General features: G+C 67.5%; 12 protein-coding genes. 4 read left to right on the top strand and 8 right to left on the bottom strand.

Features of this window, described 5'->3' with window-relative positions; all coding sequences use genetic code 11:
* Positions 1 to 5 precede the first annotated feature (5 nt).
* Both PMI02_RS24825 and PMI02_RS24820 read left to right on the top strand, forming a co-directional pair.
* Positions 6 to 2,195 carry an RNA degradosome polyphosphate kinase gene (locus PMI02_RS24825; RefSeq protein WP_036505410.1) on the top strand — a complete coding sequence of 730 codons (2,190 nt, stop codon included), beginning with the start codon at positions 6 to 8 and terminating at the stop codon, positions 2,193 to 2,195.
* A 114-nt stretch (positions 2,196 to 2,309) separates the two neighbouring features.
* Positions 2,310 to 3,803 carry a hypothetical protein gene (locus PMI02_RS24820; RefSeq protein ID WP_036505408.1) on the top strand — a complete coding sequence of 498 codons (1,494 nt, stop codon included), beginning with the start codon at positions 2,310 to 2,312 and terminating at the stop codon, positions 3,801 to 3,803.
* Between the two features lie 22 nt (positions 3,804 to 3,825).
* Here PMI02_RS24820 and virB11 read toward each other — a convergent pair whose 3' ends face one another.
* The 8 genes from virB11 to PMI02_RS24780 all read right to left on the bottom strand — a co-directional run bounded on the left by virB11 (position 3,826) and on the right by PMI02_RS24780 (position 11,801).
* Positions 3,826 to 4,860 carry a P-type DNA transfer ATPase VirB11 gene (gene virB11, locus PMI02_RS24815; protein WP_007688248.1) on the bottom strand — a complete coding sequence of 345 codons (1,035 nt, stop codon included), beginning with the start codon at positions 4,858 to 4,860 and terminating at the stop codon, positions 3,826 to 3,828.
* Between the two features lie 6 nt (positions 4,861 to 4,866).
* A complete protein-coding gene (locus PMI02_RS24810; protein WP_007688247.1) occupies positions 4,867 to 5,958 on the bottom strand; it encodes a TrbI/VirB10 family protein in 1,092 nt (363 codons plus the stop codon).
* A 3-nt stretch (positions 5,959 to 5,961) separates the two neighbouring features.
* The gene (locus tag PMI02_RS24805) at positions 5,962 to 6,837 is read right to left on the bottom strand and encodes a TrbG/VirB9 family P-type conjugative transfer protein (protein WP_007688245.1); all 876 of its coding nucleotides are present in this window, start codon (positions 6,835 to 6,837) and stop codon (positions 5,962 to 5,964) included.
* Positions 6,834 to 8,090, bottom strand: a complete 1,257-nt coding sequence (locus PMI02_RS24800) for a type IV secretion system protein (protein ID WP_007688242.1) — start codon at positions 8,088 to 8,090, stop codon at positions 6,834 to 6,836. The genes PMI02_RS24805 and PMI02_RS24800 overlap by 4 nt, the downstream gene beginning before the upstream one ends.
* A gap of 2 nt (positions 8,091 to 8,092) precedes the next feature.
* Positions 8,093 to 10,507 carry a VirB4 family type IV secretion/conjugal transfer ATPase gene (locus PMI02_RS24795; protein WP_007688233.1) on the bottom strand — a complete coding sequence of 805 codons (2,415 nt, stop codon included), beginning with the start codon at positions 10,505 to 10,507 and terminating at the stop codon, positions 8,093 to 8,095.
* 28 nt (positions 10,508 to 10,535) lie between these two features.
* Entirely contained in the window at positions 10,536 to 10,817 is a 282-nt protein-coding gene (locus PMI02_RS24790; RefSeq protein WP_007688232.1) for a type IV secretion system protein VirB3, read from the bottom strand.
* A 4-nt stretch (positions 10,818 to 10,821) separates the two neighbouring features.
* Positions 10,822 to 11,166, bottom strand: a complete 345-nt coding sequence (locus PMI02_RS24785; RefSeq protein WP_369751253.1) for a TrbC/VirB2 family protein — start codon at positions 11,164 to 11,166, stop codon at positions 10,822 to 10,824.
* A gap of 260 nt (positions 11,167 to 11,426) precedes the next feature.
* Entirely contained in the window at positions 11,427 to 11,801 is a 375-nt protein-coding gene (locus PMI02_RS24780; protein ID WP_007688228.1) for a hypothetical protein, read from the bottom strand.
* A gap of 292 nt (positions 11,802 to 12,093) precedes the next feature.
* Here PMI02_RS24780 and PMI02_RS24775 point away from each other — a divergent pair, with 292 nt between their 5' ends.
* Together PMI02_RS24775 and PMI02_RS24770 are read left to right on the top strand one after the other, a co-directional pair.
* Positions 12,094 to 13,689 carry a hypothetical protein gene (locus PMI02_RS24775; protein WP_007688226.1) on the top strand — a complete coding sequence of 532 codons (1,596 nt, stop codon included), beginning with the start codon at positions 12,094 to 12,096 and terminating at the stop codon, positions 13,687 to 13,689.
* A gap of 78 nt (positions 13,690 to 13,767) precedes the next feature.
* On the top strand, positions 13,768 to 14,192 hold a 425-nt coding region (locus tag PMI02_RS24770), incomplete at its 3' end, for a TonB-dependent receptor plug domain-containing protein (RefSeq protein WP_007688225.1).

Below are 14,192 nucleotides of genomic sequence, written 5' to 3'. Positions count from 1 at the left end.
GTCGGATGAAGAAGATGGATATGCTGGACATTCGCAACGAATCGGAAGCAGCCGGCGACAGCGCCGAAACTGCCGAGCTGGGCACCCTGCCCGCGCGCTACTTCAACCGCGAACTGAGCTGGCTCGCCTTCAACGAGCGTGTGCTCGCCGAAGCCTGCAATCCGAATTATCCCCTGATCGAGCGGCTGCGGTTCCTGTCGATCTCGGGCAGCAACATCGACGAATTCCTGACCGTGCGCGTCGCCGGCCTCGCCGGGCAGGTGCGCCGCCAGATCGAGGAAATCTCGATCGACGGGCTCACTCCTTCGCAGGCCCTGGCCGTCACCCACGAAAAGGTGAGCGAGCTGGAGACCATCCAGCAGCAGGTCTGGAACACCCTGAAGGTCCAGCTGGGCGAGGCCGGTGTCGCCGTGATCGGCGAGGACGACAAGCTCGACCGCGACCGCGAGAAGTGGCTACGCGAGTACTTCATCACCCACGTCATGCCGGTCATTACCCCGCAGGCGATCGACCCGGCGCACCCCTTCCCCTTCGTCGCCAACCAGGGCATCGGCGTGCTGTTCTCGCTGACCCGCGAGGCCGACGACGCGCCGGTCATGGAGATGGTGCTGATCCCCGCCCCGCTCCCGCGCTTTGTGCGCATCCCGGGCGAGGAAGCCGCGTGGATCTCGATCGAGGATCTCATCTGCCGCAACACGGACGAGCTGTTCCCGGGCTTCCGGTTCAACGGCCACGGCGTCTTCCGCATCCTGCGCGACAGCGACATCGAGATCGAGGAGGATGCCGAGGACCTGGTGCGCTACTATCGCACCGCCATCCAGCGCCGCCGCCGCGGTCTCGTCATCGTGCTCCAGCTCCAGGGCAATTTCGATCCCGCCGCCGAGGACCTGCTGCGCACGCAGCTCGGGCTCGACAAGGCACTGATCATGAAGACCGATGGCATCATCGGATTCTCCGGCCTCTCCGCGATCTGCGACGAGGACCGGCCCGAACTCAAGTTCGAGCCCTACAGCCCCCGCTACCCCGAGCGCATCCTCGAGCACGATGGCGATATCTTCGCGGCGATCCGCGAGAAGGACATCGTCGTCCAGCATCCTTATGAAAGCTTCGAGGTCGTCATCGACTTCCTCAAGCAGGCCGCGCGCGACCCGGACGTAGTGGCGATCAAGCAGACTCTCTACCGCGCGGGCAAGCAGTCCGCGATCATTTCGGCGCTGATCCAGGCCGCCGAACAGGGCAAGTCCGTCACCGCCGTGGTCGAGCTGAAGGCCCGCTTCGACGAGGAGCAGAACCTGCTCTGGGCCAGCCAGCTCGAACGCGCCGGCGTCCAGGTGATCTACGGCTTCGTCGACTGGAAGACCCACGCCAAGGTCTCGATGGTCGTGCGCCGCGAGGGTGAGAGCTACCGCACCTACTGTCACTTCGGCACCGGCAACTACCACCCGTTCACAGCGCGCATCTATACCGATATCTCGTACTTCACTGCCGACCCGGCGGCGGGGCGCGACGTCGGCCGGCTGTTCAACTTCATCACCGGCTACGTCGAGCCCAAGAGCACCGAGATCCTCTCGATCTCGCCGATCTCGCTGCGCTCCACCCTCAACGACTGCATCGACGCCGAAATCGCCAATGCGGAGGCGGGCAAACCGGCGGCGATCTGGGCCAAGCTCAACTCGCTGACCGACCCGGGCATCATCGACCGCCTCTATGCTGCCAGCCGCGCAGGCGTGGACATCGACCTCGTGGTGCGCGGCATCTGCTGCCTGCGCCCCGGCATCCCCGGCCTGTCCGAGAACATCGCGGTCAAGTCGATCATCGGCCGCTTCCTCGAACATGCGCGCATCTGGGCTTTCGCCAACGGCGCGGACCTGCCCAACCGCCGCGCCAAGCTGTTCATCACCTCGGCCGACGGCATGAGCCGCAACCTCGACCGCCGGGTCGAAGTGCTCCTGCCGATCCGCAACAAGACGGTGCATGACCAGATCCTCGACCAGGTGATGCTGGCGAACCTGATCGACACCGAGCAGAGCTGGGTCTGCGCGCCCGACGGCACTTACGACCGGGTCGGAGAAGTGAGCAACCCCTTCAACCTGCATCGTTATTTCATGACCAACCCGTCGCTCTCCGGGCGCGGCGCGGCGCTGGACAGCGGACGCAAGGTTCCCAAGCTTTCGCTGCGGCGAGGCACGATCTAAGATCGAGTTCTCCGCATCTTCCGAGCCGGCAACCGTTTCCACCTGCCGTCAAAATACTCTAGGGCGCGAATGTCCGGCCGGAACTTTCGGTCCTTGCGGTACATTTTGAACAGAATGATCGGCATCAGCCAGTCCAGCGAAAAGCGCGCCATCATCGACATCGGGTCGAACACGGTGCGCCTCGTCGTCTACAACGGGCCGCCGCGTGCGCCGGTCGTCGTGCTCAATGAAAAGGTCAATGCCAAGCTCGGCAAGGACCTCGGGCGCACCGGGGCGATCTCCGACAAGTCGATGCGCACCGCGCTCGCCGCGCTGTCCCGCTTCGCCGCGCTGCTGCGGCTGCTGGGCGTCGACAACATCGAGTGCGTCGCCACCGCCGCCGCGCGCGACGCGGCCAACGGGCCGCAGTTCCTCGACGCCGTGCGCGGTTTCGGCCTCTCGCCGCGCCTGCTTTCCGGCGAGGAGGAGGCCCGCGCCAGCGCCACCGGCGTGATCGCCGCTTTCCCCGGAGCGAAAGGCGTCGCGGCCGACCTCGGCGGCGGCAGCCTGGAACTGGTCGAAATCGACTCTGCCACGCCCGGCGGCATCTGTCCTGGCGGCATCACCCTACCCTTCGGAACCTTGCGCCTGCCCGACATGCGCGCCCTCGGCCCCCAGAAGTTCACCGACGCAGTGCGGTCGGGTCTCCAGGCGCGCGGCTGGCAAAAGGGCCGCGGCGTGCCGCTCTACATCGTCGGCGGTTCCTGGCGTGCGCTGGCCCTGCAGGCGATGCGCGTGCTGAACTGGCCAGTCGACGATCCGCATGGCTTCGAACTCTCGGCCTCGGAAGCCCTGCGCCTGTCCCGCATGTTCGAGAAGGGCAAGCCCGAGAACCCCGACCCGCGCATCTCCGGCTCGCGTCTCGCGACCTTGGCGGACGCCGCCGCGCTGATGGCGCAGCTCGTCGCCAACCTCCATCCCTCCAAGCTCGTGTTCTCCTCGTGGGGCCTGCGCGAGGGGCTGCTGCACATGCAGCTGCCCCCCGCCGTCCAGCAGGAAAGCCCGATGCTCGCCAGCGTCGCCGCCTTCGCCGAGAGCGCGCGTGTGGACGCAGCGGATGCAGTGCGCGTCGCCGACTGGACCGCGCCGGTCTGCCGCGACACCCGCGCCGATGGCGACCTGCGCAAGGCTGCCAGCCTGCTCGCCCTCGCTGCCATGCGCACCGAGCCCAACATGCGCACCGAGGAAGCGCTGACCTGGGCCCTGCGCAAGCGCTGGATCGGCCTCGACATGTGCGGGCGCGGGATGATGGCGATGACGGTATTCGCCAACTCCGGCATGACGCAGGCCCCGCCGGAGTTCGGCCGCCTCGCTGACAAATGCGACCTCGACCGCGCCATCGGTTGGGGCCTGGCCGTGCGACTGTGCCGGCGCCTGACTGGCGGCACCGCGCGCGGGATGGCCGCGTCCTCGCTGGAGATACGCGGCGACGCGCTGGTGCTGACGCTTCAGGAACCGGCGCGCCCGCTCTACGGGGCAAGCAACGGCAAGGACCTCAAGTGCCTAGCCGACTGGCTCGGCCTGACCTGGCGGGTCGAATCGGACACGGGCGTGCTGATCGAGGCATAGTTCCTCCCCTCGGGGAAGGAACTCAGACCAGCGTGGCGCTCTCGGCGATGGCGGAAATGCCGCGCTTGCCGCCGCTGCGGTCCAGCTGGACCACGATGTCGATCACCGACGAGGCATATTCCAACGTCTCGGCACGGGTCAGGCCGATCCCGGTCTGCATCGACATCAGCGCGATCTGTTCCAACGCGCCGCGTGGGCTGTTGGCGTGGACGGTCGAGAACGAACCCGGGTGGCCGGTGTTGATGGCGCGCAGGAAGCTGACCGTCTCGGTGCCGCGCAGTTCGCCCAGCACGATGCGGTCAGGGCGCAGGCGCAGCGCGGCCTGAAGCAGGTCGTTGGCCGAAACCTTGGCCTCTCCCAGTTCACCCTTCACCGCGATGAGCCCGACACCGTTGGAGCCCGGCAGGCGCAGTTCGGCGGTATCCTCCACCAGCACCACGCGCTCATGCTCGGGAATTTTGGTGAGCATCGCGTTGAGGAAGGTCGTCTTGCCGGTCGATGTGCCGCCCGAGATCAGGATCGTGCGGCGGCGGCGGATGGCGTCGCGCAGGAAGGCGATCGGCTCCGCCATGGGATCGGGCGTCGGTGTCTCGACGGGCGGTACGATCGGCCCCCGGTCATAGGCGTCGAGCGGCAGGTCGAGCAGGCGGTGGCGGCGGATCGCCAGCGCCCAGTTGCTGCGCGTGGCGGGCGGGCCCACCAGCTGGATACGTGCGCCGGACTGGCCGGCGTAGGCAGGCAGCGTCGCGGAGAGCAGCGGATGCTCCCGATTGATGCCCTGGTGGCTGATCCGCGCGACCTGTTCGGCGAGGCGCTGCAGCAGGCGGTTGTCCATCTGCGGCAGTTCGACGCGCTGCATGCCGGCCAGCTCCGCGTCCTCCACCCAAATCTCTCCCGGGCGGTTGACGAGGATTTCGGTCACCGTCTCACGCTCCAGCCACGGCCGCAGGGGTGCGAGGTAGGCGTCAAGGTAGACGCTGCGCGCGGCGCTCGCGTCGACGGGCACGTCAGCCATGAAGGTCGTCGGGGCCGTTTGAAGGGTGAGAACGTCTGCCATTTCGCTTCACTGGACCTGGCTGAAGTCCAGGTCCTTGGCGGTGAACACGCGGATCGGCTCGCCCTGGCGCACGCGGATGGTCGGGCCGATCTGCGCACCGTTCTGCACCGCCGTCGAAGCAGCGGAACTGCCGCCCGCGACGACGACGCTCGACCCGCTGGACGCCAGCGTGGTCAGCCCGCCGACCACCGAGAGCAGCATGGCCGAACCGAAGCGCTCGAAGAAGTGGCTGTTGACCTTGCCCGGCAGGCCGGTTTCGCCGCCGAAGGCGATCGCGGGCGAGCCCAGGTTCACCGAGACGCCGTCCGGGCGGATCAGGCGCGACCAGATCACGTAGGCGCGCTTCTGGCCCGCCGTGAGGCCGCTCTTGTACTGGCCGATCAGGCGCGACGAACGCGGAACGAGCACGCGCTTGCCGTCGAAGCTGCGCACGTCGGTCGAGACGATGGCGCGGACGTAGCCGGGCACGTCGGTGTCGATCGCAGTTTCCAGCACCGCCGGGATCAGCGTGCCCTGCGTCACCGTGGTGGCCGGGTCGAACGAGCGTGCCGCCGACGCGGTCGCGCCGGTGCCGCCGATGCGGGCGGCGAAATCGTCGTTGGGGGTGCCGCCCTTGGCAATGTCGCCGGCGGCTCCGGGGACGGCCACGGCCGCGCCGCTGCCCACGTCGAATACGACGGTCGGGCTGGCGTAGCGGTTGGCCTGCGGGCCAAGCGCCGGTTCGGTGGAGGGCGGGGCCGCGAGCACCGGTGCCGGCGCAGGAGCGGGCAGAGGCGCGGGCATCGCTTCCGGGGCGGCGCCGGGGGCCGGAACCACAGCGGCAGGCGCCGGCACGGCAGGTTGCGGCGCCGCATCGCCGGCATTGGCGCCGACCGGTCCGTTGCGCGCGGAATCCATGGACCACAGCGTCAGCCCGCCGAGCGCCGCGACGATCAGGACGCCGGCGGCAAGGCCCAGGCCATCGGCTTTCTTGCGCTGGGTGACGCGTGGCAGGACGTTGCGAGTGGCAAGGTCGATGACCTGAGCGCCCTCGCCGTCACGCGGATCGGTGGCGGCATTGGGACCAAGGCGTTCGCGCAGCGAGGAGTTGGGCGCCATGTGTCAGTTCCCCGAGGAAGTGGGTGCCGCAGTCGCGGAGGGTGTAAGTGAAGGTGCGGGTTCGGCGGTTGCCACGACCGGCTTGGGCACCGAGGCCGGGGCGACCGGCGCCGGACGCGAGGCCAGCGGGCGGCTGTTGACCAGTTCGGCTCTGGACTTGCCGGAACGCAGGACGATGGCGTTGGGCACGTCTTCCAGCACGATCGTCGCGCCGCGCACGGCATAGTTCACCGGGCCCTCGTCGCCCTTCTCGTTGGTGACGAGGATCGCGGGCACAGGCGCCTTGTCGGGCCAGAGCAGATAGGTGGACGTACCGTCGTCGTAGATGCGCGAGGGCATCAGCTTCTCGACGCCGACGCGCTTCCACGCGAAGTTCAGCGCGGCGGGATCGGCGGGGACTGCAGCCGGATCGCCGGCAGCCAGCGCCATTTCGGACGGATCGAGTGGGGCGCCGCCGTTCGCTGCAAGGCCGGTCGGGGCGTCCTTCGGCTCGTCCTTGTAGGCGAAGCGCAGCATGTAGAGCGGCTTGGCCGTGGCCGACGCGACGAGGTCAAAGAAGTAGGTGTGGCGATTGGTGACGACCGTCATGTTCGTGCGCGCCTTGGCTTCGAGCGGCTTCACGAACAGCAGGTCGGCGCGCTTGTTCGGCGTGATCTGCCAGGCCTGAGAATCGCCGACCGCGACGTTCTCGATCGCTTCGCCGCTGCCGAAGGCGATGGTCGCCTGCACACCGGCCTTGCCGTCGATGCGCACGACTTCGTTGTCGCTGAAGGCGTGCTGAACAAGGCGCTCGTCGGCCTGTGCCGGACCGGCCAGCGCAAGAGCGGCAAAACTTGCCGCGGCGCCAAGGGCGCGGGTGCGCAGGGTTGCGCGGATCATCGTGTCTTCTCCTTCGCCGGCAATCTGCCGGAGTCGTTCGAGGCGCGGAAACGGCTGCCGATGCCCTTGGCGCGCGGGCCCGAATCGCCTTGGCGAAGAGGTTCGATCCCCCCGCCCACGACTTGCGTTACCACGGTTCGGCGTTCGCTTGAACGGCCTGCACTGCCGCCCCCCTGCGCCGGAGCCTCGACCATCGCGGCGGCGCCGGCGGCCGAGATCACCGAGGCACGGCCCTGATAGGCCGAAGCAGCGGGTGCGGGAGCGCTGGCGGGCGCCGACGCAGCGCTTTGTGTGGACGACGCACGGCCGCTTTCACGCTCGCTGCCACCGGCGAGGCCGAAGACCTGCCAGCCTGCGACCATCGTGCTCGCGACCTTGACGACCATGACCATCAGCGCGACGTGAACCGAGGCGACGAGGAAGAACGCCATCGCGCCGCGTCCGTCGATCTCGCCGGCATTGGCGTTCTGCACGAGGCCCGAGATGATCGGCACCAGCAGTTCTAGCGTGATGCCGCCGGCCAGTACGACGAACAGCGGTGTCACGGCAGTCAGCACCACGCCGCGCAGCCAGCCGGCGGTTAGCCCGCGGGTGCCGCCGAACAGCGCCATGATGACGAAGATGGGGCCGAGAGCCAGAAGCACGGCAAGCGCGATGCGGGCAGTGAGCAACACGCCGACGGTACCGAGCAGCAGCAGCAGCGCACCCATCCACATGACGCTCTCGGGAGTGAACATCCCGCCCGCTCCCTTGGCGGCAACCGCCGCGCCCGCGGCAGCGGCGCCGTCGCCGCCCTCCTGGGCCGCGCCGGCCACCTTGGAGGTCGCCTCGGAGATGTCGTTGATGGCGGCGAAGACGATGTCGATGCGGTCGCCGAACAGCTGGGTCGCAGAGCCCTTGGCGCCCATCAGGATGCCGGCGATCCAGTCCGGCCCGCCGACCGCGAGGTTCCAGACGACGCCCTGGTAGGCGATCCAGCTGGTCGCAAATGTCAGCACAACGCCGAGGCGCAACATGCGCGGCGTCAGCGCCGAGATGCCCAGGCTCGAGCGGCCGGTCAGCAGCGAAAAGGCGAAGAAGGCGATGTAGAGCGTAAGCAGGATGGTGAGCACCGGGGCCATCGCGCCCCCCGCCCCGAACAGCCGTCCGAATGCGGAAGCCGCCATCTCGTTCGCCACGCAATCGACAGCACGTAGCGCCGGGGCGACACCGCCCGAGGCGACTTCGGTGAGCTGTTCGCAGGCACCCGCCATGGCTATTCCGCCGCCTCTATCCAGAGTGCGTCCTCATCCGCTTCGCCCGGCCACTGCATGCCGGTGAGCACCGGATACCAACCCTCGGGCGCGTCGCCGTAGCGTTCGCGAAGCTGGTCGAGCTTGCGCACCGTGCTCTCGCGGCCCGACAGGACGGTGAGCACCTCGGGCATGCCCGAGAGGTCGAGGCGAACCACGACCGAGGCGTCCGACTGGCGGATCAGGAAGCAGCGCGAGTGCGCCGGCAGGGTCCGGATGACGTCGAGTTCGTGCTGCGACAGGCCGAAGCCCTCGCAGTAGTCCTCAGCGCGCGCGCGCGAATTGGGCATGAAGATCATCGTCGCGGTCTGCTCGACCAGGGCGGTGGCGATCTTGGAGTCCAAAGCATCGCGGGCGGACTGGGTAGCGAACCCGACCAGCGCGTTGCGCTTGCGCAGGGTCTTGAGCCAGTCTCGGATGCGGGCGGCGAAGACCTCGTCGTCGAGCGCCTTCCAGCCCTCGTCGATCAGGATCATCGTCGGCTCGCCGTCGAGGCGCTCCTCGATGCGGTGGAACAGGTACATCATGACCGGCGTGCGCAGGCGCGGGCTTTCCAGCAGCGCGGTCATGTCGAAGCCGAGCACGCGCTGGGTCAGGTCGAGGCGGTCGTGCTGGTTGTCGAATAGCCAGCCATGCTCGCCGCCCTGCAGCCACGCATCGAGGCGCGAGGCGAGATCGCCCGGCTGGGGACGACGGGCGCCGGCCAGCAGTTCGCGAAAGTGCGAGAGACGGCGCAGCGACGGGTCGTTGTGATAGGCAGCGTCAACCGCGCCGGCGATGGTCGAGAGTTCCTCGGGGCCCTTGGCGGCGAGCAGAACGCCGAGCCAGTCGCGCAGGAAGGCGCGGTTGGTGGCAGTGTCGGGCAGCGCGAGCGGGTTGAAGCCGGTGGGGTGTCCCGCAGCGACGCGGCTATAGGTGCCGCCGATGCCGCGCAGGAAGACCTCGGCGCCGCGGTCCTTGTCGAAGAGGATGGTGCGGGGCGCAAACTTCTGCGCCTGCGCGGCGAGGAAGTTCATGACCACGGTCTTGCCGGAACCCGACGGACCGATGACGGTGAAGTTACCGAGGTCGCCCTGGTGGAAGTTGAAGAAGAACGGCGTCGAACTGGTGGTCGCCAGCAGCGTAACCGCATCGCCCCAGTGGTTGCCGCTCGCCTGCCCCATCGCGAAGCCATGGAGCGAGCCGAAGCAGGCCATGTTGGCGCTGGAGATCAGCGCGCGTCGCACGATGAAAGCCTCGTTGCCGGGAAGCTGGCCCCAGAACGCGGGCTCCAGGTTCACGTCCTCGCGCACGGCGATGGCGCCCGCGTCGGCTAGGGCTGCGGCGCAGGCGGCGGTGACTTCGTCGAGCTGGTCGAGGGTGTCGGCGCGCACGAGCACCGAGAGGTGATGGTCGCCAAAGCCGACCGAGCCTGTGCCCAGCGCGTCGCGGGCGGCGGACATCTCGCGGCGCTCGGCCACGGCTTCCTCGTCGGCGGAGCGCAGGCGGCGGACGGCAAGGTCAATGCGTTCGCGCGCGATCTGGCGGTCGGACGGCGCGTAAGTCTCGGTCAGCACCAGTTCGCAGGGCAGGCGCAGTAGCGCGTCGGTCAGGCCGGGCGCGGTCGAATCCGGGTACTCCTTCAAGGACACGATCGAGCCGAAGCCGCCGCCGGTCGCACCGCGCAGTTCCAGCGCATCCATGCCGAAGCTGGCGCGGCGGTAGGGCAGCATATGGCCGATATCGGTTTCGTCGGAGGGACGGCGCACGGGGCGCATCTCGCCGTTGTAGAGCGCGCTCAACAGTTCGAGCACCTCGGAGCACTGCCCGGCCGTGCCATCGTAGTCGCCGAGCAGGCGCGCACCGTAAGCACCGAGCGAGGCGACCATCGCCGAGGCGGCGGCGCGCAGGGCACGCACGTCCCCGGGATCGACGTCGACCGATTCGGCCTTGGACTTCATCATGCGCGAAAGTTTGTCCGCCCAGCCCGCCTTGCCGCGCGCGGGGCGGCGCACTAGGGTGACGAACTGGTCGTTGACGAACAGCGCGCCCGAGGACGTACGCGAACGCCAGCGCGCGTCGATGTGCGCGGCGAGGGCGTCGTCGAACTGGCCCTCCATCTCGATCTCGACACGGCGGCGGATGACGTGGTGGTAGAGCACGAAACGCGCGTCGAGCGCGGAGCGCAGCAGCACTTCGCGGGTGGCGACATGGGCGTTGAGTTCATCGCTGTCGGCAGTTTCGAACGCGAAGCCCGGCACCATGAGCGAAAGCATGACCGAACCGTCGCGCAGGCGCACGACGTTCTCGTCCACCAGACCGGCGTAGGGCAAGCGGTCCCCCGCAAGGACTTCCTTGCTTCCCCAGCCCTTCAGCGGCGATTTGAAGCTCTTGGCCATCGTCGTAATTCCCCCGCGCCCGTGTCGCTTACGGTGCGTAGCTGTTGCAGCCCCAGCGCTGCCAGTTGGCGACGCGGGGGCACTTGCTGACCTTGGCGATCCACAGATCGAAGACCCGCGGCTCGCGCAGGCAGGCCAGGTAGCCCGCGCCGTGGATGGCAAGGGCAGCGGGCAGAGCCCAGAAGCTCTTGGTGATGAGGAAGATTTCCGTCGTCACCGCGGCGTTGATGATGAAGAAGCTATATGTCACGCCCGCGAACATCTGTGGGCGCGTCAACGCGCGATGTACGGGATAGCGGGCGAGGCTCATCAGCTCAGCCCACCGCTGCCGACTGGATGCCGGTCACGATGGCGCCGGCACCGAACAAGATGAACACGCCGATGATGACGGTCGCGCCGAAGCGCCAGTTCATGCGCCCGGTGAGCATCATGAAGCCGACGGCGGCAACCGCCATAACGGCGACCGCGGTCGCGACATTGCCGAGCAAGGTGCCCTGGAGCCAACCGAGAGCGGCGACGATCGGGCCCGAGCCGGCAGGATCCGCGGCTACAGCCTGCGCCTGAGCGAAAGTGGGTGCGAACAGGCCAAGGGCGGCGCCCAGGACGGAAAGGAAGCCGCGCGTCCTGCGGCCGTCAAACGTTACGTATCGAATCACCATGTCCTCCGTATGACGGCCAAGTGCGCCACCTGGATGACAGATGTGTGACGAAGGCGCGGCTAACCGTCATGGTTGACACGCCTTATCACAAGAAGGTTCCCGAAAATGTTACCGTTTATGAAACCCTAAAATTTCCGATCGCTCGGCGTAGGTAGATATCCGGCCTGAAAAATCACCACAATTTGGCCGGACATAACGAAAAAATCGAGAAATATCAGGCTCCGATTTGCGACGTTCCGGTGCAGGACTGCGACGAATCCCTACCGCGAGGCGACTGAGCGGGACGCCAGCAACCCACGCAGGGCCATGCGGGCGGCGACACGCGAATCCACCCAGCTGCCATCGGCCAATTCGAGGTCGTAGCGATCAGGGCTCGCCACGGCCGCGCGGTAGGCGGCTAGCGCTTTGTCCGCCATGCCTGCGCGCGCGTAGGCCGAGCCCAGGTTGATCAGCGCTGCCGGATCGTTGGACTGCGCTGCCCCGCCCGCCTCGAGCTTTTGCACGGCGGCCTGCGACTGGCCGGCAGCGAGCTCATGATACGCCACATCGGTAACGTCCGGCGCAGTCTTGTCGACATCGAGCGTAAATGCCGACTGCCCGAGCAGAACCGCGGTGACGAGGACTGAAAGCGACATGGCAACTCTCCCGTGAATGCGTTTTTGACAAGGCCATGCTCTGCGCGAATTCAGCCTGCATCAAGAAAATGACGCGACTGTCATAAAACTGCAATCGTAGTGTGATCGGCGCCGCAATGCTTGAGTCGACGTTAACTGACTGTGGCAAGAATGGCGCTGTCACATAGTCGTCGTGTTAGTGAAGATTAGTGTCATCGTAGCGCCAACAAAGTGTCACTCCCCCGGCTTAGACGCCCCAAAGCAACGAGGGCGGAGTCGCCGCCTCGTTCGACCTGAACACGGGGGACTCAACGTGAAGAAAATTTCTGGTCTGCTGCTCGTGGGCTGCAGCGCTATCGCTCTTGCTGGCTGCGGCCCCAGCGACATTGCTTCGCCCGGCACCGGCGGTGACGTCATCATCACTCCGTCGCCGACCCCGACCCCCGCACCCACGCCGACTCCCGGCACCGGCACCGTGACCCCCGCCACCGGCTGCCCGACGATCGCCGATCCGCAGGGCCTCACCGACGCCGGCACGATCACCGGCCCGACCGGCACCTGGCGCGTCTGCAGCCTGCCGAACGTCATCCGTGCATCGGCGACGCTGCCCAAGATCGCCGGCGTGCTCTACCAGCTCCCCGGCCGCGTCGACGTCGGCTGCGACGGCGGCTTCACCGCCCCGAGCACCGCTGCCCCCTACGCCACCTCGACCGTCGGCTGCCCTTCGACTTCGCTGACCGCCGACACCAACGTCACCCTGACCATCGAGCCGGGCGTCATCCTCTTCGGCGGCACCGGCCAGTCCTGGCTCGCCGTCAACCGCGGCAACAAGATCAACGCGACCGGCACCGCCACCGCGCCGATCATCTTCACCAGCCGCGACAACGTCCTGGGCCTCAACAGCGACACCTCGCAGGGGCAGTGGGGCGGCGTCGTGCTGATGGGCCGCGCTCCCGTCACCGACTGCACCACCGGTACGGTCACCAGTGGAACGTGTGAGCGCCAGACCGAAGGCTCGCCCAACCCGGCACGCTTCGGCGGCGCGGATACGGCCTACAACGCCGGCACCATGAAATACTTCCAGATCCGCTACTCGGGCTTCATCCTGGGTTCGAACGTGGAGCTGCAGTCGCTCACCGGCGAAGGCGTCGGCACCGGCACCACCATCGACCATTTCCAGAGCTTTAACAGCTCGGACGACGGTTCGGAATGGTTCGGCGGCAACGTCAACATGAAGTACTACATCTCGGTCGGCGCCGACGATGACAGCCTCGACGTCGACACCGGCGCCCAGATGAATGTCCAGTACGCCATCCTTGCTCAGCGTTCGGGCCAGGGCGACGCGCTGATGGAAATCGACAGCAACGGCAACGAAGGCGACACGCCTCGCACCGTCCTGAAGGTTGCCAACTTCACCGCGCTCCAGCCGGCGGTCAGCAGCAACAACGAAGCCAACGACCAGGCTTCGGTCCTGCTGCGCGGCAACTCGGACACGACCTGGGTCAATGGCCTGGTCGTCACCCCGAACAACGAGTGCCTGCGCATGAACGGCACCGGCACCACGGCGGCCACCCTCGTGGCCCGCTCGGTGGCGCTGCAGTGCAACGCCACCAAGTACATCGGCACGGGCAGCTACAGTGCGACCCAGGTCGGCACCATGTTCGGCAACGCTTCCAACAGCGACGCCTTCACCAGCACCCTCACCAGCACCTTCATCAACGGTGCAAACGAAACCGGCCTGGCCGCTACCGATCCGAAGACCTACTCGGCCTTCTTCGATACGACGACCTGGATCGGCGCCGTGCGCAACGCGGCCGACACCTGGTACGCCGGCTGGACCTGCAACAGCACGACCGCCAGCTTCGGCACGGGCAACTCGGGTAACTGCACCACCCTGCCCACGACCTGAGGCGGCACTGCTCGACTCAACGCGGGGGCAGTCGCAATGGCTGCCCCCGTCCTTGCATTTGGAACTAGGGGAATTCCGATGTCTTTGACGTCGCGGCTCGCCGGCGGTCTCTTGATCACGTCGGCTCTCGTCTCGCCAGCCATGGCTTTCGCGCAGGTCGATCCGGCGCCTTCCACCGTCAGTTCGGGGGCAGAGAGCCCGTCCGCTGAATCCGTGCCGGCCGACGCCGCGCAGGAAGAGGAACAGGTCGATATCTCGGTGCCCGGCGGCGGCAACGAGATCGTCGTCACCGGCTCGCGAAACCGCAACGTCGTACGCTCGTCGGCCCAGGTCGTATCGGTCCTGACCACCGAGGAAATCGCCCGCACCGGTGAAGGCAACATCGCCGGCGCACTCGGCCGCGTTACCGGCCTCAGCGTCGTCGGCTCCGGCTACGTCTACGTGCGCGGCCTCGGCGACCGCTACTCGCTGGCGCTGCTCAACGGCTCGCCGCTGCCGAGCCC

The sequence above is a fragment of the Novosphingobium sp. AP12 genome (assembly GCF_000281975.1).
Lineage (GTDB): Bacteria > Pseudomonadota > Alphaproteobacteria > Sphingomonadales > Sphingomonadaceae > Novosphingobium.
This window is presented reverse-complemented; position numbering and strand designations above follow the sequence as displayed.